Source organism: Leptospira kanakyensis, assembly GCF_004769235.1.
Lineage (GTDB): Bacteria > Spirochaetota > Leptospiria > Leptospirales > Leptospiraceae > Leptospira_A > Leptospira_A kanakyensis.
The window spans coordinates 266,589-293,216 of record NZ_RQFG01000005.1 but is presented as its reverse complement, the minus strand read 5'-3'; the positions used below and the strand labels follow the sequence as shown (position 1 = coordinate 293,216).

Here is a 26,628-nt window from a genome sequence, read left to right as displayed (position 1 = left end):
GATGGGGCATGGTTCTTGCCCTGGTTTCGAGTGTTACGGATTGTAAATCATACTCGAAACGAGACTATTTCGATACCAGTTTTAAATGTTTTGCAGAGCCTGGGTGGCGAGACGACTCTAACTTTAAAAAGTATATAGAGAAGGCTTGGCTCCCCATGCGTTTGTTATTCGCAGAAGACAATGCAAAAATCAAAAGATCCGATGTTGTTTTTGCCGGCGATAGTTTAGTGCATTTATTTGTACCGGAACTTATGGCGAAAGAATTTCCGGGCCAGTCTGTTACCAATCGTGGGATTGGTGGGGACATGACAGAAACCTTACTTTCTCGCATTGAAGAAGATGCTCTTATCCTCCATCCAGAAAAAGTAGTCATCGAAATTGGGGGAAATGATTTCATCCAAGGCAAATGTCTGAGTTTGGTGCAAAACAACTTACTATCTATCATCCAAAAGATTCATTCTAAAAATAGAAATACGAAGATCTTTCTGATCGCAGTTCCTCCCACAAGGGTAAAGGAATTAAACCAGATCGTCCCTGTATTCAATTTGTTTTTAAACCAAGTGGCAAGAACAACAAACAACGTGGAATATATCGAAGTTTGGGATATGATGCGTAAAGTGGATTCTCCCACTCTGAGTGATGAATTCATCCGTCCGAATGGGGACAGTCTCCACTTTAATGAAAAAGGATATGAACTTTGGGGTAAAAAACTCAGACCCTATCTACAAAAGTAAAAATGAATTCACTGCTTCTCATCTCTCGTTTCCCTATTTCTGATTCCATTCTTTCAAAAACCTTTCCTGATACAAAATCTGAACATCCCAATGCTTCAACGGACAAAACTTTTACGATCAAGGATTCTCAAATATTTCGTGCAGAAAGATTTGGGTTACACTGTGTTCGGATTTTAAATAATGAATTTCTTAACCGAGACCAAGTTCTAAAAATTCGAAAGGATTTGGCCCAGTCCCAAATAGATTTTTTATCCATTGGTTCTTTGTTACCAAAAAATAAAGAATCTCTTTTTGTATTTGATATGGATTCCACTGTCATCAAAGAAGAAGTCATTGATGAGTTGGCAAGAAAACATGGAGTGTATGAGGCAGTAGCCACTGTCACGAAACAAGCCATGGAAGGTGGGATGGGTTTTGATGAAGCCCTTCGGTTACGAGTGAAACACTTGGCGGGACTTTCTAAAGAAAGTTTTAAAGAAGTGTATGATCTATTAACACTGAATGATGGAATGGAAAAGGTATTTCAGTTTGTTCCAGCAAATGCATCCAAACTAGGAATTCTCAGTGGTGGGTTTACTCCTGTTTTACAATTATTCTCAGAAAAGTATCCAGTGAGTTTTTACAAAGCCAATGGATTGGAAGAGGTGGATGGTGTTTTTACCGGAGAAATTTTTGGTGAGATCATCAACCGCGAAAAAAAAGAAATCTATCTAAAACAATATGCAAGGGAACTTTCCATTCCGCTCGAACAAGTGGTGGCTGTGGGAGACGGGGCAAACGATGCTTTGATGTTAAATGCCGCATCAATTGGAATTGGTATCCACGCCAAACAAGGATTAAAAGACCAAATTACCAATTGGATCGATTTTACCGATCTATCGGCTTTAGTCTTTCTCTTTGAGGATACGTTTTAATTCATCTAAAATAGACAAAGCTTCAAGTGGTGGAATTTGGTTGGGATCGATTTGTTTCAATCGTTTCAAAACCTTTTCTTCGTTTGGCGACATATTGGATGTGCTACTATCCATAAGACCTGCAAACAAACTTGGTTCTTCGTTTTTGATTTTAATCTCTCTTTTTTTGGATTCTAAACCAGAAAGGATTTCTTTGGCACGATCTGAAACGGTTTCTGGAATCCCTGCGAGTTTTGCCACGTAGATTCCAAATGATTGTTTGGATTTTCCACGTTTGACTTTTTTTAAGAATAGGATCTCTCCTTCCTTTTCAAAAGTATCCAAATACAAATTAAAGATTCCATTTCCTTTTTCGAGTTCTGTCAGCTCATGATAGTGAGTGGCAAAAATGGTTTTCGGTTTGGGAAACTTAACTGTTAAAAACTCTAAAATGGCCCAAGCAATCGACAACCCATCATAAGTGGATGTTCCCCGGCCCACTTCATCAAAGAGAATGAGACTATTTTCTGAGAATTGATTGAGGATGGTTGCCGTCTCTTTCATCTCTACAAAAAAAGTAGATTCTCCTTTTGTGAGGTTGTCTCCCGAACCAATCCGAGTGAAGATCCGATCCACAACGGCCAGAGATGCTTTTTTTGCCGGAACATAAGAACCCATTTGGAATAGGATTTGATTGATCGCAATTTGGCGCATAAAGGTAGACTTACCTGCCATATTGGGACCAGTTAACACGGCAATGGCGTTGTCTTTTGGGTTTAGTTCTAAACTATTGGGTACAAAACGTTCACCAATGGGTAAAAAAGTTTCTACAACGGGGTGGCGGGATTCGGAATAGTTTAAGATTCCATCATTACGAATCTCAGGCCTTGTCCACTGGAATTCTTCTTTGGTTTCCGTAAGTGAGAGATGGTAATCTAAAGAGGCCACTTCTGTGGAAAGAGTTAGAAATTCTTCATAAAGAGAAATACAATGTGCGACAAGCTCATCAAATTTTTCTTTTTCAATCCTTTCGATGATTTCATCAGCTTGGAGGATGGCTCTTTCTAATTCTTCTAACTCAGGAGAAGTGAATCTTTCTCCAGTCACCAAGGTTTGTTTTTTTAAAAAATGCGAGGGAACTTCTTTGGCTTGTGCTTTGGATATTTCAATAAAGTATCCAAGGATTTTGTTGTAACGAATTTTTAAAGAGGAAATGCCTGAGGCTTTTTTTTCCTTCTCTTCTAATTCCAAAATCCAATCTTTTCCTTTTTCGCGGGCAAGGATGGCATCATCGTATTCTTTATTGAATCCTGATTTTAGAAAGGGAGAGTTCCCAAGAAAAACAGGCAATTCTCCTTCGTAGAGGGTGTCGAAAAATAACTTGGATAGGTTGGTTAATTCTTTGGGAAGTTTTGAAAAATCGTAACCAATTCCATCCAAAATGGTTTTGATTGTATTTGTGGATTCTAAACTTTTATCGATCCCACGGAAATCACGGGGTAGGGCCTTCCCTACACGAAAACGAGTGAGAACTCTTTCTAGGTCGATCAAATCACCTAACGATTCTTTGATTTTCTGCCTTTCTTTTTTGTTGGAAGATAAAATTTCAATTTTATCCCAATGAGATTTGATTTTATTTTCATCTCGGGTTGGGAAAAGAATTCTTTGTTTGAGATACCTTTTACCGGTGGCCGTAATACAACGGTTGAGAACTCCAAACAAAGTATGATTTTTATCATTTGGATTTTCTACTAATTCTAGATGGGAAACAGTTTGTTCATCCAAAATCAAATATTCGTTTTCATCAATCCGTCTGGGAGACTTAAAAACAAAGTTTTGTTTGCGATAATTGTATTGAAGATAAGCGTCTAGTACGTGGACGACAGTATCAATTCCAGCTCCCTTCTTTTTAGGAAGGTAATCAGGTGGAATTTTGGAAAGAATGATTTTAGATTCTCTTGTTAAGGGAGGTAATTCATCTGTGTAAATGATTTCCTTGGGAGAAAATCGTTTGATGGTATCGTTGATTCTTTCTGTTTCATTTTCTGAAAAAAAGAAATATAAAAGTTCGGAAGTGGAAACGTCAGCAAACGCTAAGTAAACGGATGTTTTTTCTTTGTAATATAAAGACAAATAGTTGTTTTGGTATCCGCCAAGAAGGTTGTCCTCCACCACTGTTCCTGGTGTGATGATTCGCACCACTTCCCTCGACATGATTTTGGCTTTGGGATCTTCTGGTTTGGTTTGTTCACAAACGACTACTTTTTTACCAGCAGCAATCAGCCTTGATATATAACTTTCAGTGGCATGGTAAGGGATCCCTGCCATAGGGATTTGGTTTTGGCGTTTGGTGAGAGTGATGTCTAAAATCTGTGCAGCAATTTTTGCATCATCCAAAAACATTTCATAAAAATCTCCCATACGAAAGAACACAATCCCATCAGGATGTTGTTCTTTCACTTCCGTATACTGGCGCATGACCGGAGTGTTCAATGCTTCATATTGTTCGGACATTGTGTACCAATTCTTTTATTTTATTTGGATCTTTTTTGCCGTCTGTTTCGACTCCACTTGCCACATCAATTCCATAAGGTCTTACGGTTTCTAATGCTGTTTTTACATTGGTTGGTGTAATTCCTCCAGCAAGTAAGAAGGGTCGTTTTACGGACGTTACATACTCCCAAGGAAAACTATGGCCTGTCCCACCACCTAAGTCTTTATTGTAACTATCTAAAATTACCAATTCAGACTTTGGCTCCAGATCTTTATCGGAAGTTACTTTTTCTTGGATACGAATGGCTGGTAGGAGTGTTTTTTTCTCAGTCAGGTAATCCCAGAGTTCATCTGTGAGAAATTTGTCACCGCGAATGAGTTGGACAAGGTCTGGATGAAAACGTTCGGTTAGATTTTGGATTTCGGAAACAGAGTTTTCAAAAAATAAAAATACTAATTTAGGGAACCCAGGTTTGTTTCTGATTTTGAGTAGGGCTTCGGCCGTCTCGATATCAATCTGGCGCACGGAACGTGGGGAGAAGTTTAGGCCGACAAAATCGACCTGGAGGTCCACACAGAGTTCGAGTGTGGCCAGGTCTTTGATTCCACAGATTTTGATTTTGTATCCGGTTCCCATCGAGAACCAGATTGAATCAACTCAGATCAGAGGCAATCGATCCTTTGTATCCGTAATGTAAAAATTTAAGGAAACTATCCTGATAGAACAACATATCTTCTTTGGAAATTCCTTGTCGTATCATTTGGACGAAGATATTCAAAAAGAAGGATAGGATGTTTCGAACTACAAATTCACTCACTTCTCCCTTATAACTAGGGGTTTTTTCTTTGAAAGTTGTGTATTGATCAAAATTGATTTTTGTGAGCCGAGTGAGGACGGTATCGGGAAATTCTTCTAGATGTGACCCTTGTGATTTGGTTAACAAAAGGATAAAATCATCTCGATTGGAGTCCACATATTCGAGTGCAATGTGAAATCGTTCTTTCCAAGCATCATAACTGTCGTTAAACCTTTTTTCGAAATAATCTGGATGGGAAACATAAGCAAAAGCTTTCTCCATCCCAGAAAGAACTGGTTGTAAAATCTCTGTTAGAAGGTGTTCTTTGTTTTCGAAGTAATTATAGATATTACTAGTGGAGACCTTTGCTTTTTTAGCAATGGTTCGCATACTTGCCTTCTCAAAACCGAGTTGGATGAATTCTTCTCGAGCCGCTTGTAAGATTTCTTTTCTTGTATGTTCTTTGGGAGTTTGCATGGTCCTGAACGTTGTTTCCTAAAAGAACAATGTCGTTCAGGATTCATTTGTAAAGTTTAATTTTACATGTTTATTGTATTTTGTATCAAATTTGCCACAATTCCATACAGGCGAAAACTTCCTAACACCAAAACCGGAGATCTGCCTTGGAATAGGGCTCCTAAGTCCTCTTCGGTCTGAACTCTGGTTGTTTTCGTTCTTAAAACTTCTGGAAGTTCGGGAAAAGTTCCAAAACCCGGGCCTTCCCAAAGGTAAAGCGCTACCAGGGGAAGATTTTCTAGCACAGACAAAATCCCTTCTCGGTCTTTGTCCGGCAGACTACCCAAAACAACCGCAAAAGATTTATGGGTCAGAGAAAACTCTAAGGTAGTGGTGGTGATGGCCACAGGGTTGTGCGCGGGATCAAAAACAATTTCAGGAGATTTCTGGAGAACTTCCATTCGTCCCCGAGGTCGATCCACACTTTCAAAGGAAATGGATTTTAATTTGGGTTCAAATTCCGGAAACAAATCGCTAAGGGTAGTTTTGGAAAAGAGAAAGTTAGTTTCTAAATAGGTTGGTTTTTTTGTCAGAGGGAAGATTTGGAGCGGAGTTTTGTTTTCCGAAAAATTTTGAATGATGGTTTTAAGGGAATCATCTTCTGGATCCATCACCACTAACTTTCGACAAACATCTGTTATAATCCCTAGTTTTTCTAAACAAATTTTTTTTTTGGTATCCCCTAAAATTTCAGAATGATCCAATCCAATTTTCGTAAGTACAACAAAGTCTGCCTCTACTAGTTTTGTGGCATCAAGCCTTCCTCCAAGCCCTGCCTCCCAAATTTCAAATTCTGTTTTTTCTGCCGCGAAGTAGAGGTAGGAAAACACTGTTAAAAACTCAAAATAAGAAAGTGACTTAAATTTTTCTAAATTGGGAAGGATGGTTTTGGTGAAGAAGGATTCCACATCCACTTCTTTAGGAATTTCGGATTTGCCTTCTTTAAAAATTTGAAATCTTTCCAAAGGTGAGAGTAGGTGTGGTGAAGTATAAATTCCTGTTTTGAATCCTAATTTTGATAACAGAGATGCTAAATAATGTGAAGTGGAACCTTTCCCATTGGTTCCTACGACACTGATACGAATGGGTTTGTGTAGATTTTGTTTGGATTTTACAAATTGGAAAAGTTCAGAAAGGCCATCTAAGGAATAGGTTTGAAAGACATTGAAGTTTCTTGTTTTTTCTATATTTTGTAGGCTATGTAAAAAATCTAAAAACTGCATGGTAAATTCTTTTGTGAATCTTAAAGTTAAGATCCTAGATTTAAGATCTGTTTTTCAATTGTTTTAATAATAAGGATTCTACTTTTTTTATCCATTTGGTTTTGACTTCTAAATTTGTAAAGAGTTCGAATTGTCTGATTCCTTGGTAAAGTAACATATGATAACCAGGAATGATCTCTGCCTTTTTTTTCTTTGCTTGTTTGACCAAATCAGTCTCTAGCGGATTGTAAACAATGTCGAATAACGTATGTTTTTTGGTAAAAAAGTTTTTATGAAGTAGTGGTTCTCCACCAAATCCTTTCATTCCAACGGGCGTAGTATGAATGACTAGGTCGTAATTCTCTGCTTCTTTTAGACTTTCTTCTTGAGTGGTCACTCCCAACCAATCTGGGTTTTCTAACGATTGTATGATTTCTTTCGTTGCAGATTCATTTCTTGCAAGTATTTTTACTTTTCTTTGGATCTTTTCATTCCCAAGATTTTGTTTGAGAGATTCTGCAATGGCAAATAGAATGCCTTTGGCACTTCCACCACTCCCAAGAACCAAAATTTGTTTTTCGATTCCAGGATCTAAGAGTTTGGAATTGGCTTTGGTAATGGATCTTACCGCACCAGATCCATCTGTATTCACAGCTTGGACTCCTTCACGAAAGAGTAATGTATTGGATGAACCCATTGTTTTTGAGGTTGTACAAACAATGTTCGCTTGTGAATAAGCCCATTCTTTAAAAGGGATGGTCACGGAAACTCCCTTTACACCGAGGTCGATCAAAGGTCGAAGGCCTATCTCTTTCCAGTTTTGGTTTTCAAATACTAGATACACTCCATCATACCCAGAGAGTTGGAATAGGGTGTTATGAATCCAAGGAGAAAGGGTATGTCCTAAGGGATATCCCAAGATGCCAAATATCTCTGTGTGTTTTGAATACAAGGAAAACCTCTTTTTTTATCTTATGGACTTACGAACTGCTTACCGAAAATAGGTAATAGACAGGTACAAGAACAATGATTTCATTACCGCTTGCCGCACCATCTGAGCCATGGACCATTCTCGTAGATATTTTATTCTTTTTTCTCGCATCCGCAGCCTGTGCCTATTATTTTTATTATTATAAACGTAAAGACTTACTCGGAAAATTTTGGGGATCCACATTTGTCGCAGGGATTGGAGCCTTAATCGTTTTTGCAACCTTCCAAACTTATATCCGAGATATCATCATGTGGCTCATGTCTCCAAAAATTGGATCCACTCAATTATCCAACGTGAACTTGGTTGCCATCTTTCTTGGTGGATTTACTGCTCTTTACATCATGAACCGAATCAACCATAACAAAGAAAGAAGAGATTGATTTCGATTTTTCGTATAACTTTAAGTATTTAAGAAAATTATAATAAAATCCTAGTAGGGCGAGAACAAATCCTTGTTTCCCATCTAGGATTCCCAACCGAATCCAATACATATAAAATCCTTTAAAACACGCTTTTAAAAAAGCCCAAAGAATAGAACTGGATTTTCCTTTTCTAAACTCTTCTTCCGCAAACAAACTAGAATAACGATCTATGAATTGTAAATGATCGGATATGTTTTTATAAGAATAATGATAAAGTGGGTTTTTTAATTTGATTGGTTTTCCGGAAAGTTTAACTCTTTCATGCACCAAACCACCGCTAAACTCACCGGCCGTTTTTTTGAACAACCGGATTTGGTAGTTGGGATAGTATCCACCAAATCGAATCCATTTTCCTAAATAATAGGTAAGTCTAGGGACAAGATAACCAACGGATTCTAATTTGTTTTTTGTAAATAACTCTGTGATTTCTGATTCTAAACCATCGGATACCACTTCATCAGCATCAATGGCTAGAACCCAGTCGTATTTCGTTTGTTCGATGGCGAAGTTTTTTTGGTCTGCATAGTTGTCGAACTTACGAAAAAAAACACGTGCACCTAAAGATTTAGCAATCTCAACTGTTTTGTCAGTGGAACCGGAATCGATCACTACAATGTCATCGATAAAAGAAAGGGCAACGAGCGTGCGAGAGATGTTATCCTCTTCGTTGAGGGTAATGATGGCACAGGATAAAGGAAGGGGCATATTTAAATTTGATTGGGGTCGCGGACAGAGATGAATTTTTCAGAGAGGGGAATTTCCAACCGAGCGATGGTGGAATCTTCTCCGATGATGATACGAAAGAAATTGGGGTCAATGCCTTCCCCTTTGAGCATTATGAGAATGAGGGCAAGTCCAAGACCAGCTCCTTCTGTGGTGTCCGCGTTGTCCATGTAGAACTGAGCGATGTCATCATATACCATACCTTTTTCCAATCGTTCGCGGATGGCTTTTTCTTCTTCCTTGGCAATGGGTGTGTTGTTGATGACTTCGATGGTGATTCCATCGTCATTGAATTTAAAGTTAATTAAACAATAGTATCCTTTCTTTTTGGCCTTCATTCCAAATTCGTTGGACATCTCTTCGGAAAACATTTCGCGATACTCTCTGACTCCCCTTGCATACTGCGAAGGATTTAACATACTGTATCCACGTTCTTCAAAAAAGACACGTTTTTGGTTGGCTTTGCAGGCATTGATTGCCAGTTCTTTGATGATGGTATAGAGAGTAGGGACAAGAGTGGGATAGGTAAGGCGATCCAGGATTAGGCCAACGGCCTCCTTGATATGTTCCTCAACGGATTTGGAGACCCGGTGAGTCTTTAGCGAGAGAATTTTCCCATTTTCGATGTGTAATTTGATGTGATCAGAAATCTCGCTTGTTTCCTTTCCCATACCCGAAATCTTTTCCATTCTAGTCCTTACTGTCAAGGTAACTAAGACCGCTAGTATGAAAAACCGCAGGCTTCTATTCCTCTCCTTATTTCTATCGGCTTTTGCCCCCACGATACTTTTGTCTCAAAATTTGAAAATGAAATCGGTTCGGATCTGGGACAGTGAAAAAGCCAATTTTGGCGGATTTATAGACTTGGAAGTGGCCCAAGGAAAAATCCTCTCTTTCAAAGAAGGATCCACCGTTCCGAACCCAAAGTATCTATTGCCTGGATTTTGTGACGCTTCTGTCACCATTGGGGCTGATGCCATGGGCGGAAAAACAGGGCGTGATGAACTTCCCACCTACCTTTCAGGTTATTTGGCTGCTGGATTTAGCCATATTGAGTCCGTGGGAGATCCAGGACTCACCCAATTACAAAACGAAATTGTTAAATCAAAATGGTTTTCCCCCATCCTCACCCAATCCCAAAAACCAGCATTGTATTCCGAGTTATCTGCAGGAGATGGGGCCTTGTATACTTCGGGACTAACCCATGTTCCTGATTCCAAACGGAACCGCCACCTCCCCATTTTTTTAAAAGAAGTAGAGAATCGGGGATTTTCTCAGACCGAACTGTTTGCCAAACGGAGAGAAGGAGAAGAAAAAGGATATCTTCCCATTGCTTATACTTTTTCCGACAAAACCAGCTGGGAAGATGCTCTCGACACGGGTTTTCCTGTGATCTTCCATCCCATGCCAGAAGGTACAAACTTGTACCGAGCTCAAAAGCGAGATTTCCTTTGGGCCCCCATGCTTTCTGTTTTGTATCTCCAAAATTTAAAATTGAAACAGGATGATTGGAAAGAGGAGTCAGAAAACTGGGCTCGCCTCCATTCGGTGTTTGGATCCCGATGGAAAAATTCCCTTTCCGTCGAATCTGTCGGTGAAGGCGGAGAAAACGATTTGAGCCCCCCTTCTTTTTCCGAATACCAATCCACCTTCCGAGGGGAAGTGGAGGCTCGGAAAAACCTTCTTTTCGCCAGTGGGGCAGGGCATTGGGGACTTTTTCCTGGGCAAGCCGCCATTGTTGAAGTCAGACTTTGGGAAGCACTCCTCTCCAAACCAAAAGAAAGAAAGGTGGATTTGGCATCGAACCGTCCAGGATTTTGGGCCTCCCTATTTGGTTCTTTTTCCCCGAGTCTCCTTCCCACAAATGCCGATCCGGAATCCTTACCACAAATTCGTAGGGAGATCATCCAAACTTTGACACGAAAGACCTGCGCTTTTCTTGGAGCTGACCATGGGGGAAGGATCCGAGTCGGTGGGCCTGCCCATTTTTCTGTTCATAACGAAAATCCTTTGAAACGCGCTTCCGGAATATTTCCAATTGAATCCATGGTATTAGGAGGAAAACTGGTCTATACCCCAAAACCCACCAAGGAAGGAACCGCAAAATGAAAGGCCCATCCTCAGAATTTGACCGTTTATTAGAAGAAAGTTTTAAAAAAAGACAATCCATTGAACCTGGCTCACGTCATGAAGCCAAAGTAACAGCTGTTAAGAATGATTACGTATTCATTCGTACTTCAGAAAATAAAATCTTAGGAAATATTTCTACCGAAGAATGGAGAGAAGAAGTTTTACCGAAGGTAGGTGACTCTCTTGTTGTTTATTTTCTGAAAGAAAACTCTGGTGATTTTTATTTTACTACCTGTCTTTCGGGAGATAACCTAACAGAAGAACATATGGAGATGGCATCCCAATACGAAATCCCAGTACTCGGCCAAATGTTAGTAGAGGCAAATGGTGGATGGGACGTCAAACTCGGAAGTCATTCCGCTTTTGTTCCATTTAGCCAATTAGATAGTTCTTTAAAAGGAACAAACATTGCAGGAAAACGTATTAAGTTTGTGATTTCCGAAATTGGGAAAAAACAAAACAAAATCGTTTTGTCTCAGAAAAAAATTGCTGATAAAGAAAGAGAGACCAAAAAGCAACTGTTACGTGATGAGTTGAAAGCTGGGATGTTTGTTTCCTGCACAGTCAAAAGCATTCATAAATTTGGACTCATAGTCGATATGGACGGATTTGATGCTTTGGTCCCTCAATCAGAAGCAACCTACAAAAAAAATGCCGATCTCACAACCGAATTTCGAGTAGGGGAAACTCTCCGTGCCAAAATCCTAACACTAGACTGGGTAACGAATAAAATCTCTCTCAGTGTAAAAGATTTTTTAAGTGATCCTTGGTCGGGAAAACTTCCTTTTAAAGAATCTGATATTGTATCCGGAACTTTAGAATCAATCAAACCATTTGGCCTCTTTGTTCGGTTAGGTGATGATTTTACAGGCCTTGTTCCCAACAAAGAATCCGGAGTTCCCTCGCGCACTCCGCTAAATACGGTATTCAATCCAGGTCAAAAGTTAGAAGTTTTTGTGATGGAAATCAATCCGGAAAAAAGACAGATTGCTTTGTCGATTTCCAAAGCCAGTGAAGCCAAAGATCGGATGGAATACCAAGAGTATATGTCCAAGGAAGAAACATCGGGATCCGTCTCTAGTTTTGGACTGGCCTTACAAAAATCTTTGGAAAAAAAGAATAAAAAGTAATTCACGATTTGGAGATCGCACTTTATCGCCCCGAAATCCCACCTAACACAGGAAACATTGCAAGACTCTGTGTGAATGTGGGAGTCCCCCTCTCCATTGTGGGGGAGCCGTCTTTTGACCTTTCGGAAAAAGCGGTCAGGCGTGCTGGCCTCGATTATTGGAAAGATTTGGATCTTCGCCGATTTGCGGACTATGAAGAGTTCCGAACCAAAAAAGAAGCGGAAGGGAGCCGAATTTTCCTCGTTTCCAAGTTTGGTACCAAACTGTACTGGGACGTAGACTTCCAGAAGACCGATGTTTTTTTGTTTGGAAGGGAAACTTCTGGCCTCCCCGAAGAAATCCACAAGTCCTGCCCCCCAGAACAGATCATCTCCCTGCCGATGGCAGAGGTGAGTCGATCCATCAATCTTTCCAACGCCGTTGCCATTGTACTTTATGAAGCACTGCGCCAAGAAAAAACGCGGACTAATCCCAAAGGATAAAACAATTTACAACTCCTCCGTTCCCGTTGAAATGGGAATATATGCCGTTCCCTCTCTCCAGAACTGAGTTAGAGAAAGAAGTGAAGACTTTGTTCTCCAATGGCCTTTCGGGGAATGTGAACGATTTTCACTCTTGGGTGTTTATGGAAACCCAGAGAAAATTTAAAGAAAATCCCAATACCACTTTAGAAGGCATTACTTCTCTCCTTGAAGATTTAATCAAAGACGGAATCATCACTACCAACCCTATCGATCCGCGAGAGTACCTACTCCCTGAAACTTCACCTATCGTTCGTAAGATGGGTACAACCGAACAATTTGTAATCCTTGGTGCCCTTGCCTACAATCCGATGCAGTATGTCCGGGCAAGGCTTGATTATTTTTTGAAACGGAATGGAATCCAAGAAGAGTTACGGATGGATCTTTGTATTGCTACTGTGGAAGCCGTAGAAAACGCCGCAAAGTATGGTGACGGCGGTGGTGTGGAAGTGATTTTTAAAATCGACAAACACAATACCTTCACTATCGAAATGATCAATACTGTTAAAGACTTTAATCTAGAAGATGATATCCAGAGAGGTAAGTTTTCTTCCACAGCAACACTCATGCGTGGTATGATGGTCATGCAAAAACTTTTTGATTCCGTTGATTTAGAAATCAGCGACAATCGAAAACAAGCTATACTCAAAGCAACTCGTAAACTAACATAGGTTCCTATGGCAAATTTCAAAATGGTTTCTCCTTTTAAGGCTGCCGGAGACCAGGTCAAAGCAATTGAAGACATTGCGAAGTCCTTTGGTGATGGTAAAAATAAAGTGACTCTTGTCGGTGTGACTGGTTCTGGAAAAACCTTCACCATGGCCGAGGTCATCACTCGGGTCAAAAAACCAACACTCATCTTATCGCATAACAAAACTCTTGCAGCACAGCTTTTCCGTGAGTTCAAAGAGTTTTTTCCTGAGAATGCGGTCGAATATTTTGTTTCTTATTACGATTATTACCAACCGGAAGCATACGTTCCATCTTCAGATACATTCATTGAAAAAGATATGTCAATGAATGAAGAGATCGACAAACTTAGATTACGTGCCACTTCAAGTTTACTCGAACGTGATGATGTCATCATCGTAAGTTCTGTATCTTGTATTTATGGTTTAGGATCACCTGAAGATTATATGAACTCGGTGGTGATGTTAAAAATTGGTGATAAAATCGATAGAGACCAAATCATTCGTAAGTTTCTCCATATCCAGTATGCAAGAAACGATATTGATTTTAGCCGTGGAAATTTCCGTGTTCGTGGTGATACCATAGAAATTATGCCTTCCTACCAAGAAGAAGGGATTCGGATTGAGTTATTCGGGGACGAAATTGATGGATTATCAAAAATTGATCCACTGACAGGAAAGGTAAAAATCAAACTCGATCGAGTGGTTGTATACCCTGCCAAACACTTCATCACCTCTGGCCCAAAAATCAAAGATGCCATCGAAAAAATTAAAGATGAGATGGCGGAACAAAAAGATAAATTTCTAAAACAGGGAAAACATTTAGAAGCCGAACGAATTGAATCCAGAACCAACTATGATATGGAAATGCTTGTGGAACTTGGATATTGTAGTGGGATCGAAAACTATTCTCGCCACCTAACGGGAAGACAAGAGGGCGAAAGGCCGGCTTGTTTACTGGATTATTTTCCTAATTTAGATTTTTTACTCATCATTGATGAATCCCATGTAACCTTACCTCAAATTGGAGGGATGTATGCGGGAGACCGTTCTAGGAAAATGACCTTAGTTGATTTTGGATTTAGACTTCCTAGCGCTCTTGACAATCGGCCTTTGAATTTTGAGGAATTCGAAACTCTTACACCAATGACTTTGTATGTTTCGGCCACTCCTGACCAAAAAGAAATTGATAAAAGTGAAGCGGTCATAGAACAAATCATCCGACCGACAGGTTTACTTGACCCAGTAGTCGAGGTTCGTCCTACCACAAACCAAATTGAAGATTTGTTAAATGAAATTCGTCTACGCATTGAAAATAAAGAAAGAATTCTTATCACTACTTTGACAAAGAAGATGTCAGAGGATCTCACTGATTATTACAAGGAAGTGGGTTTAAAAATCGCTTACCTTCATTCCGAAATTGATACCATTGAACGGACAGAGATCATTCGCGATTTACGTAAAGGTGTATATGATTGTATAGTAGGGATCAATTTACTCAGAGAAGGGTTGGACATCCCTGAGGTTTCTCTCGTTGCCATTTTAGATGCGGACAAAGAAGGTTTCCTCAGGAATTATAAATCACTCATTCAGACCATTGGACGGGCCGCAAGGAATGTGAATGGTAAGGCCATTCTTTATGCTGATCGAATGACTGATTCTATGAAAAAAGCAATCAGCGAAACAGAACGTCGCCGTCTAATCCAAGAAGAACACAATACAGCAATGGGGATCACTCCTCAAAGTATCATCAAAGAAATTCATGACATCCTCCCACGTGAAATGGCAGAAGAGGATAGTAAGGAAGAGGCTCTCAGGGAAATGGAAAAAGAATTTACCCTGAAGAAATACAAAACCAAAGACAAGTTACGTGATGCATTAAAACGAGAGATGTTACGATTTGCATCCGACTTGGATTTTGAAAAGGCTGCCATGTTCCGTGACAAAATGTTAGCACTCGGGCCCGATAAGATAGAATCATAAGGTAGGATATTAATTGGAAACAAATGAATTTTGGGAAAACTCAACAAAATTGGCGAGAATGGAAGACTCTCTTCCGAAACAAATTTTCCTTCTTCCCATTAAGGTAAGACCTGTATTCCCAGGAATCATCACTCCGTTAATTGTTCCGCCGGGTCGTTTCATCCAATCCATAGAAGAATCTTCGAAAGGTGCTGGGTTTTTAGGTCTCATTCTTCTAAAAGAAGATGAGTCGGATCTCCCTTCAGAAGATAATATTTTCCAAATTGGAGTGGTGGCTCGTATTTTGAAAAAAATCAATCTGCCTGACGGTGGAATGAACATTTTAGTAAACACCATCCAAAGATTCAAAATTAATTCGATCCATACAAAAGAACCTGTTCTTATGGCTAACGTAAGTTATCCGGAAGAGGAACTTGGAACAAGCAAAAACAATATCAAAGCTCTGATGAGAACTTTGCTGATTTTGACCAAAGAACTCGCACAAAATAACCCTCTATTTACTGAGGATATGAAACTGACGATGATGAATGTAAACGAACCAGCCAAAATGGCTGATTTTGTTTGTTCCATTCTGAACTTAGAAAAAGAAGAATACCAATCTGTCATCGAAGCGATTCAAATCAACGATCGATTAGAAAAAGTCTTATTATTTCTTAAAAAAGAAATTGAATTAGTAGTTCTTCAGAAAAAAATCCAAGAACAAATCAACGATAAAATTGATAACCAACAACGCCAATTTTTCTTAAGGGAACAATTAAAAGCCATTCAACAAGAGTTAGGAACTGGTGAAGACAAAACAGAAATCAAATATGAAAAACTTTTAGAAAGACTAAAGTCGATTCCCGTTGCGGAAGAGATCATTACTGAAGTGGATAGGGAAATTGATAAGTTTAAAAACTCCGATCCCATCTCCAGTGATTATAATGTAATTCGTAACTATTTAGATTTGGTGGATGCACTTCCTTGGGAAAAACCAAAGGAAAAGGATGTAAATCTTGTTCATGCCAAAAAAATTCTCAATCGCGATCATCATAAACTAGAAGATGTGAAAGAAAGGATTTTGGAATTTTTGGCAGTTCATAAACTAAACCCGAAAAGCAAAGGATCTATTCTTTGTTTGGTGGGGCCGCCGGGTGTCGGTAAAACATCCATTGCTAAATCAGTGGCGGAAGCTCTTGGTCGAAAGTTTTATCGATTTTCTGTGGGTGGTGTGAGAGATGAGGCAGAAATCAAAGGTCATAGACGAACTTATATCGGAGCTATGCCTGGTAAACTCATCAGTGCTTTAAAGATTACAAAAGAAAGAGATGCTGTCATCCTCCTCGACGAAATAGATAAGATGTCCCAAGGTTTCCAAGGAGACCCACAAGCAGCTTTACTCGAAGTTTTAGACCCAGAACAGAATTCCAATTTTAGAGATCACTATTTGGATTTGCCATTTGATTTATCGGATGTTCTTTTTATTGCCACAGCCAATACATTTGAACCAATCCCTCGTGTACTTCTCGATCGAATGGAAGTGATCCAACTTTCGGGTTATATCACGGAAGAAAAAGTGCAGATTTTTCAAAAGTATCTTTGGAAAAAAATCTTCGAAAAAAATGGATTAAATCCTGATTCTTTTTCTATGAAAAAGGAAACAGTGGCTCTTCTCATCAATTCCTATTCACGTGAATCTGGTTTACGAGGACTAGAAAAAACATTTGATAAACTAGTTCGTAAGATTGCCTTAAAACAAGTGTTAAAGGAAAAGTATTCCAAAGAAATTCGTGAAAAGGATTTGGTTGAATACTTAGGCACTCCGCCTTTTGTGGATGATCGAATGACCCCTAAGGTTCCTGGAACGGCTCTTGGTCTTGCTTGGACAAATGCGGGTGGATCCACACTCCTTATCGAAGCGGTTCTCATTCCAGGAAAAGGTGGAATTACACTCACTGGACAAATGGGAAAAATGATGGAAGAATCAGCGAACATCGCATTATCGTTTGTGAAAAATTATATTAACAATGATGTTTTGTTTGATAAAAAAGCCATCCACTTACATGTCCCAGATGGTGCCACTCCTAAAGATGGACCAAGTGCGGGAATTACAATGGCAACGGCCATTCTTTCGCTTGTCACAGGCCAAGTGATTGCTCCTGGTTTTGGTATGACAGGCGAACTGACGTTAACCGGTGAGGTTTTGGCAATTGGTGGACTCAGAGAGAAAATTGTCGCAGCCAAAAGAGTTGGGATCAAAAAAATTATTTTCCCTAAAGACAATGAAAGAGCATTCCAAGAAATCCCTGACTATGTCAAAAAGGGTGTTAGTTTCTATCCAGTCACTCGTTTTGAAGAAGTAGAAAAACTTGTTTTCCCAAAATCCAAAGGTAAAAAGAAATGAACAACCAATCCAATTCTTTTGTTCTCATCCTAGAAGTGTTGTACGGCCACCTAACAGATATGTTTCGTTTTTTCTGGGAAAGACGAGTTAAGTTTTTAACTCTTGGTTTTGTCTTAGGAGTATTTTTATCTTTTTTCTTTTTGGGTGGAGCTTATGTTGTCTGGTCGGGAGAAGAGGCCCGCGTACATAAATCATTAGAAAAATACCGATCAGAAGTCTCGAATTTTTATGATAGTTTCCAACCAAAGTCTGTCAAAATTCTGGATCGCAGTGGAAAGGTGATGGGAGAGTTCTATCGCAGGAACTTTCGCCCCATTCGTACTGACAATTTAGCAAAACACAATGTGATTGTTTGGGCAGTGTTATCCTCGGAAGACCGAGAATTTTTCTCTCACTCTGGTTTGAATTATACTGCCATAGGACGTGCAGTGGTTACTAATTTAATCCAATTTCGTTTGTCTCAAGGTGGGTCTACAATTTCTCAACAGTTAGCCAAACTTACGTTAAATCTAGGAAAACGGAACTTATTTAATAAACTAACAGAACTTTATTGTACATTTTATATCGAAAGCCAATACTCCAAAGAAGAAATTTTGGCTATGTATCTAAATCAAATTTTCCTTGGTGAAGGGAATACCGGAGTGGAAGAGGCCGCAAGGTATTATTTTCGCAAACCGGCATCGGAACTGAGTCCCGAAGAAGCAGCCTTGCTCGTTGGAATCATTCCTGCACCAAGTGTTTACAATCCCGTTCGTAATTTAGGAATCGCACTTTCTAGGCAAAAACGCGTGTTATACGATATGGCTAGAAATCCGGAACTCCATCCTTCCGAGAAAGAAATTCCGCATAAGTTTTCCGACTCTATAGAACTGAACTTAAAAAAGTTCCGAACCATTTATAAAATCAAAGAACATAAAGATGAAGAGGGAAATCCTAAATACTCCAGCGAAATTGGAAAATACGGCGCAGATAAGGATTTCCGAGTTAACTTGGCACCCGATTTCAATTCCGAAATTCGTAGGTTTATATTAGAGCGTTTTTCAAATGAAGATTTGGAAGAACGAGGGTTACTGGTTTACACTACTTTAGATTTAGAAAAACAGAGACTCGCTGAAGAAGCATTACGTGTCGGTGTGGATTCCGTCAGAGCAGACCTCACTAAACAAGAATCCGAATACCAAAACAAAGGTAAGGCGGATTTGGCAGAAGTCACTCGTGCGATTTTACCACAACTCAGTGGTTCCATGATTTCTCTCGATCCCGAAACGGGAGATGTGGAGGCTATGGTAGGTGGGTACAAAATATCCAATGTATTTCGCTTCAATCGAGCAGAAGATGCGAGGCGCCAACCCGGATCCACAATCAAAGCACTTGTGTATGCACTTGCATTTGAAAAACGAATCGTAAATCCATCTTCAAAAATCAAAGACGAAAAATTAGATATCTCTGGATATTCACCTAAGAACTGGTATAAGGGATACAAAGGTGATATCACTGTAAGACAAGCATTGGCTCAGTCTGTGAATACTGTTTCAGTTAAGTTATTAAATGAAATTGGAATTTCTTATTTCATTCAAAAATTAAGTGCAATCCTTTCCATCCCGGAAGAAGAAGCAGAAAGTAGGTTCCAAAGAAATTTATCTTTGGCACTTGGTTCTGGGGAACTCAGTCCCATGGAACTTTCAACAATTTATGCAACTCTAATGAATGGGGGAAGACGAGTCACTCCCAGAAAAATTTTAAAAATTACTGATTTAGATGGGAACGAATTTTATAGTACGGTGGCAAACGAGGCCGCCGAACAAATATTAGATCCAGTTGCCTGTGCTATGGCCATCAATACCTTACAATCCGTTTTGACGGAAGAAGGAACCATGACCCTGAAGAAAAAAGAAGGGGAACCTTTTTTATATGCAGGAAAAACGGGTACAGTCCAATCACCAAAATTTAAATCTTCAAGATGGAAAGGTTTGAAAGGTGTTCGCGATGTTTGGTTTGCGGGCCTCACTCCAAGGAATGTAACGGTAGTTTGGGTGGGTCATGATGAAGGCGCACCGTTTCCTGGTTCTGGTTCCGGTGTGTCCGGTGGGATATGGTATCGTTACACTCAAAATGTAAAAACAAAACTTGGGATGGGGAATCAGTTGATTTCTAATTTTGTGGGAGATTTTGTTAAGGTTGATGTTTGTGCCGATGATGGGACTATATTAGAAACTAATCCAGATTACGTTTGTAAGGTGCCTCTATATGCACAGTATTATTATATCGGAGATTTACCTCCGAAACGAGCTGGTTTTGTGAAACCAGAACCTCCGGTACAAAATACAAATCTCAAGCCGGAGCCTATAGATGAGGATGATTCTGAAATATCTACTTATGATTCACAAGGAAGTCGGATCCAACCAACCGCAGTAGACTCAGTGGAATTAGAACCACCACTTATAGAAAATCGGCGAGCGCGTTATAACGAAGAAACTCCTTAGAAACTAAATAGTTTTCTTGGATGGACCAAAGAAAAATCCAGGGTTTGTCTTCTCTGATCCTTTCAATTACCTTGAGGACATCCCTATTGTTTTTGAAAGGTTTGTCCAAAATTTTACCAACCTCTTTGTTTTGATAAAAAGACCTGTTCCCACCATTCCCTAGTTTTTCTGGATGGAAAAGCGGGTCTAAAAAATTCCAAACAGAATCAAAATCTGAATACCAGGTGAGTAAGGTTAAATCTCCCGTCCCTTCTCCATTTTCTTTATAGAGTGGTGCTTTCTCCATTGGTCTGAGTTTGATGGTCAGGCCAATTTCTTCTAATGCTTGTTTGATGGCTCGTCCTTTGGCTTGGTTTTCATCATCACCTCGCATTCTAAATTCCAAACTTGTTGTTTTGATTTTTGGATAACAGACAGATTTTTCTAATTCTTTTTTTGCCAAGTTTTTATCATACAATTCACCTGTCGAAATAAACCCATCGTTGATTTTCTCCATATAATTGATAGGAATGGGGCCATAACTTAGATCTGCATGATTTTCTAATAACTTACTAATGATTAAATTACGAGGGATAGATAAATTTAAAGCTGCTCTAAAGTGTTTATCAAAACAGGGATTGTTTTGATTGATGGTTACATATTGTACGGATCTTCCTTTTTTAGTCAGAGTGGATTCTGAATTGGCTTCCGGTAAAGAAAGTAGGAAGTCCGTGAGTTTGAAGGCGTCCAGTTGGCCTTTCCGATACAAAAATAAAGAAGTGGAGGATTGGGGTAAAATGAGAAAACGAATTTTCCCCGGAAAACCAGGATCAATTTCACTTTGAAATTCTAAGTCCAAAAATTCATTTTTTTTCCAAGTGATGAGTTTGTATTTTCCATAAGTCTTTAAAATTTGTTTTTCCCATTCATCTTTCCCGATGATGGAGGCAAAGGGTAAACTGAGTTTATCTTTCCACTCGGTTTCGTTTGTTCCTTTTTTGAATTCTAATTCCAATAACCCATCCGCTGAAACATGAACATTCAATAAAAATTGGTAATCGCCCTTTCTCGGGTAAGTTTCTGAAACCAAACGAGACAAACTATATTCGATATCTCGAAGAGGAGGAGCCAAAGAATTCAATTGGAACTGCCAAACATCCTTCGTAGGGTGTGACTTTTTTTGGAAGGAAGTAGCCCAGGGAGACAGGAACCCAGAAGGATTACGGATAAATAGCCCTTGGTGGATGAATTTTGCTAATTTTTGGCCGGATAGGTCGGTAATGAAAAGTGGATCTAAATGAGCAGTATCAGAAGGAAGTGCGATTTTTAGATCAAAATGGGGAGATTCTTCCCGGCAAAAAGTGAGGGACAAGAGAAAGAAAACGAGGGATAAGGTTCTCATACGTGAAGATTTACCGAAAACTCTGGCCATATTTGGCAAAATACAAATACAGACTTAGCCTCGGTGTTTTCTTGTCTATATTTGTTTCCATTTTTAACGGGGCATCCCTCACGTCTCTCATTCCTATCTTTGATTCTCTTGGCACCGGCGAAAATTACAAGTTTCAAATTGCCCTAACCAAAAAAGACCAAACATTACTTTCGGAACACAAAACTCCGACGAAACTCCAAGGACTGACTTACTTCGAATGGCAGTTTGCCAATCTCAAACAAAAAACAAATGAAGAACTGGCAGATAAAAAACCTGACGACTTGGTGTATTTATTTTGCCTCATCATCCTTCCCATTTACTTTTTAAAACTGATTTGTCTTGCGGGAACTGTATATTTTGTAAACTCCGCAGGTTTACTTGCGGTTAGTGATCTTAGGCAGGCTCTCTATAAAAAACTCCAAGTATTACCTTTAAATGAGTTCTACCGCGAAAAAACCGGCGTTCTTATGAGTCGGGTGATCAACGATGTGGACATTGTTGGAAAAGTGATTTCGAATGATCTAAAAGATGCGATTAACGATTTTTTTTATATCATTACCCATTTAATCATCTTACTCGTGTTAAGTTGGAAGTTGTTCTTTCTATTATTTATCGTAATTCCATTGATTGTGGGGCCCGTGAGTACATTTGCGGATCGGATACGAAGAACCACAAAAAACCAACAAGAACAATTGTCTGAATTGAATGGCGATCTTCAGGAAGTAATTTCTGGGATTCGTGTCATACGTGCGTTTTCGATGGAAGATAAAGAAGCGGATCGTTTTTTTAAAGTAAACCAAAACCTTTCCGATAAAACTTTTAAAACACATTTTTACCATCAAATTGGCCCCGCCTTAACGGAGTTATCTGGTTCTGTTGTGACAATGGTTTTCCTCGGCATAGGTGCGTATCTATTAGAAGATGCCAGTTTTTCGAAAGGGATGTTCATCGCATTTTTTCTTACCTTAATATTTCTCATGCGTCCTTTGAAACAAATGAGTATCCTTGTGAATTTAATCCAAGCCTCTGTGATTGCGAGTGACCGAGTATTTGAAATTTTAGGGAGAGATGTTGATATCAAAGAACCAGAAACTCCCAATAAACTTGGACCACTTTCTAAATCGATTGAATACAAAAATGTATCTTATTTATATCCAAACACAGATATTTATGCCTTAAAAAATATCAACCTGACATTACCTCTCGGTGGGACTATCGCCATTGTTGGTTCTTCGGGAGCTGGTAAATCCACTCTTGTGGATCTTTTGCCGAGACTAATTGATCCCAGTGAAGGTGGGATTTTTTGGGATGAGGTGAATGCAAAAGAATTAACTTTAGATAATTTACGCAAACGTATTGGCGTTGTGTCTCAAAATATCTTTTTATTTAACGGATCCATTCGTGAAAACATTGCTTTTGGAAAACCAGATGCTTCGGAAGCAGAGGTTCGGCGTGCCGCAGAAGATGCGTTTGCTTCTGAGTTTATCGAAGCATTCGAAGAAGGTTATGATACCATCGTTGGGGAACGTGGGGTGATGTTATCCGGTGGTCAACGACAAAGGATTTCGATTGCAAGGACACTACTTGCAAATCCTGAAGTGTTGATTTTAGATGAAGCTACTTCTGCATTAGATACGGAATCAGAACGCCTCATCCAACAAGCTTTTGTTAGATTATACGAAAATAAAACTGTAATCATCATTGCTCACCGTCTTTCTACTGTTAAAATTGCAGATACAATTTATTATTTAGAAAACGGTGAAATTGTAGAAAGTGGAAGTCACTCGGATTTACTCAAAAACCAGAACTCAAAATACAAACGTTTGTATGATATGCAGTTTTCTGGTTCTACTTAAGTAAAACTCGGAAGTTTAAAAAAAATTAAGCCAAGCGACCAGTCCCACAGTTAGGGCAAAATTTTGCATTGGGAACAGCAACAAACGAGCCACAGCTGGCGCATGTCCAATTTTCATTTATTTTGGGAGGTTGGAGCAGGTTTACATTTGTTTGTTTTAACTTTTTATCTTTTAACTCAATCTCTATAGAATCGAGAGCTTCGATATAAGGAAGTGATTGGGATTGGAATTCTTCTTCTGTTAACTTTCCTGAATCAAAATCAGACCGAATGTCTTTGAGTGAATCGAGCATGTTTCTCTTTCTTTCTGTGATTGGTCCAAGGTATGCTTCCTCGTCTTTTCCGAAAGGAGATTCATCCAGTCGAAATTTGTAATAAAACAATACAAAAGGTGCAATCAGAATGATTCCAAAAACCAGACAATATAGATATAAGAGAAAATCCATACGTTCAGAATTTGGACTTTTTATTTTTAAGCAATCTCTTTATCTTGGGTGAAAGAAGAGATTTTAGATTTATGGCCGTTACAAACTCATTAATTGAACAAAAACTTAAAACAGCAGAAGAAGTCGCAGCATTATTACCTGAAAACGTTACTTTGGGGTGTTCTGGTTTTACTCCAGCTGGTTACCCAAAACTCATTCCAGTGGCCTTTGCCAAACGCATCGAAGATCAAAAAAAATTAGGAAAAGAATTCTCTATTAATTTATACGCCGGTGCATCTACTGGTGAGGAATTAGATGGTGCCTTAGCAAAAACTGGTGCTCTGAAATTAAGAATCCCTTACCAATCTAATTCGCACCTTCGGAATCTCATCAACCAAGGTGAAACTGATTTTATCGACATGCATTTATCGCATGTGGTAAAATACATCGAACACGGAATTTTACCTAAAATTGATGCTGCCATTGTCGAAGCCATTGATGTTACCGTAGATGGTAAAATTTATCTTTCCACATCTTCTGGTATGAGTGCCACTTATATTCGTAATGCGGAATCCATTTTTATTGAGTTAACGGATACTCATCCTTTAGAATTAAAAGGGTATCACGATATTTATCTCCCGAATCATCATGAAAAGGGACTCCCGATCAATATCATCACTCCAGGAGATCGAATTGGTTTACCATACATCCAAGTCCCACCTGATAAAATCAAAGGAATTGTACGTTCGAGTAAACCTGATGCTGCAACTGTATTCAAAACTCCAGATGAAGATTGCCAAAACATTGCAGCCCATGTTTTATCTTTTATTCAACATGAAATCAAAAAGGGAAGGATTCCCAAAGAATACCTCCCATTTCAAAATGGAGTAGGAAATATTGCCAATGCCGTTCTTGCTAGTATGGCAAAAGATCCTAACTTTCATTCCATCCAAATGTATACAGAAGTGGTCCAAGATTCGGTCTTTGATTTAATCGATGCTGGTAAATTGGAAATTGCATCCACCTCAGCTCTAACTTTCTCAGAAGCCGGCCTCAAACGGTTTCATGAAAATATATCAGAATGGAAGTCTAAGTTTGTGATTCGCCCACAAGAGATTTCTAACCATCCAGAAGTCATCAGACGTATGGGACTCATTGCAATGAATACCGCAATTGAAGTAGACATTTATGGAAACGTAAATTCCACTCATGTGATGGGAACTTCGATGATGAATGGAATCGGTGGATCAGGTGATTTTACACGAAATTCTCATTTATCTATTTTTATGACCCCATCTCTTGCTAAAGATGGGAATATTTCGGCAGTAGTGCCAATGGTATCACACACTGATCATAATGAACATTCCACAATGATTTTTGTAACCGAGCAAGGGTTAGCTGATTTAAGGGGATGCCCTCCTAAAAAACGAGCGGAATTAATCATTAATCATTGTGCACATCCCATTTACCGCGATAAACTCCGTGAATATTATGAAAATGCCCTTAGAGTTTCTAAAGGAAAACACACTCCTCATGACTTGGAAAGAGCTCTTTCTTGGCATGTCCAATTTTTGAAAACAGGAAGTATGAAGTGATTGCAGTTGTAGGTTCTGGGATTGCTGGTTTAACTGCCGCTTGGGCGATCCAAAAGTTTAAAGATGTAACTTTATTTGAAAAACATCCAGAAATTGGTATGGCTGCCTTTGGCGCCAAACAAATGATTGATGGCGTTCCTGTGGAGTTTGACATTCCCTTTCGAACCATTAAACGTGATTATTATCCCACACTCTTTCAAGTTTACGATAAAGCAGGGATCAAAACTAGGCCCGTTGATTATTCCTTTAAGGTTGAATCCAATGGTGATTCTGTTTTTGGATTTCGGTCACACGAATTTTTAGGAATGCCTTTTGGCCTACCAACAATGGATTCTTTTGTTTCGGCAAAGGGGCGTAAGATTTTTTCCGACTTACTAAAGTTTTATGCCAATGCAAAATCTGATTGGGAAAAAGAAAAACAAAGTATCTCTATATTGGATTTTCTGATTAAATATGGTTACTCGAAAGAGTTTATTTACGAATTTCTTTTGCCAACATTTGCTTTAGTGAACACTTGCAAAACAGAAACGGTGGGAGCTTATCCTGCTGAAACCATCATTGGATACCATTCGCGTGGTTATTCTTATACACCTCAAGAAACAGCAAGTTTTGGAACAAGAGATATTGTAAATCGCCTCACGGGAAGTTTAACAAATTTAAATTTAAATGCGGGAATCCAGAAGATTTATAAAAAGGCTGAGAAAACAATCATCCAGTTTGCAGATGGAGAAAAGGAATTTGATCATGTAATTCTTTCAACACAAGCAAACCAAGGAAAAGAACTATTAGGTAATGGATTTGAATTAGAAAAAGAAATCCTTGGTGAGTTTCGATATGAGTCAAGTGATGTTGTATTACACACAGATGAATCTTATTTTTCAAATCCATCCGTTTCTTTAATTTTTAAAATACGAAATGGTTATGACAAACCAGAAGTCACATTGGATTTAGGTCGAATTATTCCTGAATTAAATGGCACTAAAATCTTTCAGACATGGAATCCTCACCATCTTCCCAAATCAGAAGATACCTTAAAAATTGCAAAATTTGAAAGACCGGTGATGGATGAAAGGACAACAAAGGCCATCCAAAGAATAGCAACTTTACATGCAGAACCTAATTGTAATCTCTGGTTGTGTGGATCTTATTCTTTATATGGAATTCCCTTGTTAGAAGCTGGTGCTAAGTCAGCTTTGCAAGTTGTTTCTAAAGTTTTAAACCAAAGTATCAATCATTTGATTCAAAAATAACT

Annotated in this window: 22 protein-coding genes; 13 read left to right on the top strand and 9 right to left on the bottom strand. The window is 39.0% G+C overall.

The features are described 5' to 3' along the window. The first annotated feature begins 8 nt into the window (after positions 1-8). Entirely contained in the window at positions 9-734 is a 726-nt protein-coding gene (locus EHQ16_RS01910) for a GDSL-type esterase/lipase family protein (RefSeq protein ID WP_135636877.1), read from the top strand. Positions 735-736: 2 nt separating this feature from the next. Next, entirely contained in the window at positions 737-1,648 is a 912-nt protein-coding gene (serB, locus tag EHQ16_RS01905; protein WP_135636879.1) for a phosphoserine phosphatase SerB, read from the top strand. Here the strand turns inward: serB and mutS are convergent. The 5 genes from mutS to EHQ16_RS01880 form a co-directional block, all read right to left on the bottom strand. Then, positions 1,619-4,141, bottom strand: a complete 2,523-nt coding sequence (mutS, locus tag EHQ16_RS01900; protein WP_135636881.1) for a DNA mismatch repair protein MutS — start codon at positions 4,139-4,141, stop codon at positions 1,619-1,621. The genes serB and mutS overlap by 30 nt on opposite strands. Further along, entirely contained in the window at positions 4,125-4,757 is a 633-nt protein-coding gene (locus EHQ16_RS01895; protein WP_135636884.1) for a phosphoribosylanthranilate isomerase, read from the bottom strand. Before EHQ16_RS01895 ends, mutS begins: the two co-directional genes overlap by 17 nt. 16 nt (positions 4,758-4,773) lie before the next feature. After that, entirely contained in the window at positions 4,774-5,394 is a 621-nt protein-coding gene (locus tag EHQ16_RS01890; RefSeq protein WP_135636886.1) for a TetR/AcrR family transcriptional regulator, read from the bottom strand. 62 nt (positions 5,395-5,456) lie between these two features. After that, entirely contained in the window at positions 5,457-6,656 is a 1,200-nt protein-coding gene (locus EHQ16_RS01885) for a Mur ligase family protein (protein WP_135636888.1), read from the bottom strand. A gap of 40 nt (positions 6,657-6,696) precedes the next feature. Beyond that, a complete protein-coding gene (locus EHQ16_RS01880) occupies positions 6,697-7,587 on the bottom strand; it encodes a shikimate dehydrogenase family protein (RefSeq protein WP_135636890.1) in 891 nt (296 codons plus the stop codon). A gap of 74 nt (positions 7,588-7,661) precedes the next feature. Here EHQ16_RS01880 and EHQ16_RS01875 point away from each other — a divergent pair, with 74 nt between their 5' ends. Further along, on the top strand, positions 7,662-8,006 hold the full coding sequence (locus tag EHQ16_RS01875) for a hypothetical protein (protein WP_040917277.1): 345 nt from the start codon (positions 7,662-7,664) through the stop codon (positions 8,004-8,006). Here EHQ16_RS01875 and EHQ16_RS01870 read toward each other — a convergent pair. After that, positions 7,911-8,753 (bottom strand): glycosyltransferase family 2 protein, encoded by an 843-nt coding sequence (locus EHQ16_RS01870; protein ID WP_135636893.1) that lies wholly within the window; start codon positions 8,751-8,753, stop codon positions 7,911-7,913. The two genes, EHQ16_RS01875 and EHQ16_RS01870, sit on opposite strands and share 96 nt — an antisense overlap. 2 nt (positions 8,754-8,755) lie before the next feature. After that, positions 8,756-9,460, bottom strand: a complete 705-nt coding sequence (locus EHQ16_RS01865; RefSeq protein WP_135636895.1) for a histidine kinase — start codon at positions 9,458-9,460, stop codon at positions 8,756-8,758. Positions 9,461-9,497: 37 nt separating this feature from the next. On the opposite strand from EHQ16_RS01865, the gene EHQ16_RS01860 reads away from it, so the two are divergent. Genes EHQ16_RS01860 through EHQ16_RS01830 form a run of 7 tightly spaced genes read left to right on the top strand, consistent with a single transcriptional unit; the run spans position 9,498 to position 20,090 of the window. Continuing rightward, on the top strand, positions 9,498-10,880 hold the full coding sequence (locus EHQ16_RS01860) for a hypothetical protein (RefSeq protein ID WP_135636897.1): 1,383 nt from the start codon (positions 9,498-9,500) through the stop codon (positions 10,878-10,880). Beyond that, the gene (locus tag EHQ16_RS01855) at positions 10,877-12,031 is read left to right on the top strand and encodes a S1 RNA-binding domain-containing protein (RefSeq protein WP_135636899.1); all 1,155 of its coding nucleotides are present in this window, start codon (positions 10,877-10,879) and stop codon (positions 12,029-12,031) included. Before EHQ16_RS01860 ends, EHQ16_RS01855 begins: the two co-directional genes overlap by 4 nt. Before the next feature lie 8 nt (positions 12,032-12,039). Continuing rightward, positions 12,040-12,513 (top strand): tRNA (cytidine(34)-2'-O)-methyltransferase, encoded by a 474-nt coding sequence (locus EHQ16_RS01850; RefSeq protein WP_135636901.1) that lies wholly within the window; start codon positions 12,040-12,042, stop codon positions 12,511-12,513. Between the two features lie 41 nt (positions 12,514-12,554). Continuing rightward, complete coding sequence (locus tag EHQ16_RS01845; protein WP_135636903.1) at positions 12,555-13,223, top strand: ATP-binding protein; 669 nt, start codon at positions 12,555-12,557, stop codon at positions 13,221-13,223. Positions 13,224-13,229: 6 nt separating this feature from the next. After that, complete coding sequence (gene uvrB, locus EHQ16_RS01840) at positions 13,230-15,224, top strand: excinuclease ABC subunit UvrB (RefSeq protein WP_135636905.1); 1,995 nt, start codon at positions 13,230-13,232, stop codon at positions 15,222-15,224. Positions 15,225-15,282: 58 nt separating this feature from the next. Continuing rightward, entirely contained in the window at positions 15,283-17,607 is a 2,325-nt protein-coding gene (gene lon / locus EHQ16_RS01835) for an endopeptidase La (protein WP_244241978.1), read from the top strand. Beyond that, entirely contained in the window at positions 17,604-20,090 is a 2,487-nt protein-coding gene (locus EHQ16_RS01830; RefSeq protein WP_135636909.1) for a transglycosylase domain-containing protein, read from the top strand. Before lon ends, EHQ16_RS01830 begins: the two co-directional genes overlap by 4 nt. On the opposite strand, the gene EHQ16_RS01825 is transcribed toward EHQ16_RS01830, so the two are convergent. Further along, positions 20,047-21,471, bottom strand: coding sequence for an ABC transporter substrate-binding protein (locus EHQ16_RS01825; RefSeq protein WP_135636911.1), 1,425 nt, complete (start codon positions 21,469-21,471; stop codon positions 20,047-20,049). The genes EHQ16_RS01830 and EHQ16_RS01825 overlap by 44 nt on opposite strands. A gap of 2 nt (positions 21,472-21,473) precedes the next feature. Here EHQ16_RS01825 and EHQ16_RS01820 point away from each other — a divergent pair, with 2 nt between their 5' ends. Next, positions 21,474-23,357: an ABC transporter ATP-binding protein gene (locus EHQ16_RS01820; protein ID WP_135636913.1), complete on the top strand. Its 1,884-nt coding sequence runs from the start codon at positions 21,474-21,476 to the stop codon at positions 23,355-23,357. 25 nt (positions 23,358-23,382) lie between these two features. Here EHQ16_RS01820 and EHQ16_RS01815 read toward each other — a convergent pair whose 3' ends face one another. Continuing rightward, on the bottom strand, positions 23,383-23,802 hold the full coding sequence (locus EHQ16_RS01815) for a zinc ribbon domain-containing protein (RefSeq protein WP_135636915.1): 420 nt from the start codon (positions 23,800-23,802) through the stop codon (positions 23,383-23,385). A 71-nt stretch (positions 23,803-23,873) separates the two neighbouring features. Here EHQ16_RS01815 and EHQ16_RS01810 point away from each other — a divergent pair, with 71 nt between their 5' ends. Both EHQ16_RS01810 and EHQ16_RS01805 read left to right on the top strand, forming a co-directional pair. Continuing rightward, complete coding sequence (locus EHQ16_RS01810; RefSeq protein ID WP_135636917.1) at positions 23,874-25,376, top strand: succinate CoA transferase; 1,503 nt, start codon at positions 23,874-23,876, stop codon at positions 25,374-25,376. Next, positions 25,373-26,626, top strand: a complete 1,254-nt coding sequence (locus EHQ16_RS01805; RefSeq protein ID WP_135637352.1) for an FAD-dependent oxidoreductase — start codon at positions 25,373-25,375, stop codon at positions 26,624-26,626. Before EHQ16_RS01810 ends, EHQ16_RS01805 begins: the two co-directional genes overlap by 4 nt. The last annotated feature ends 2 nt before the right edge of the window (positions 26,627-26,628 follow it).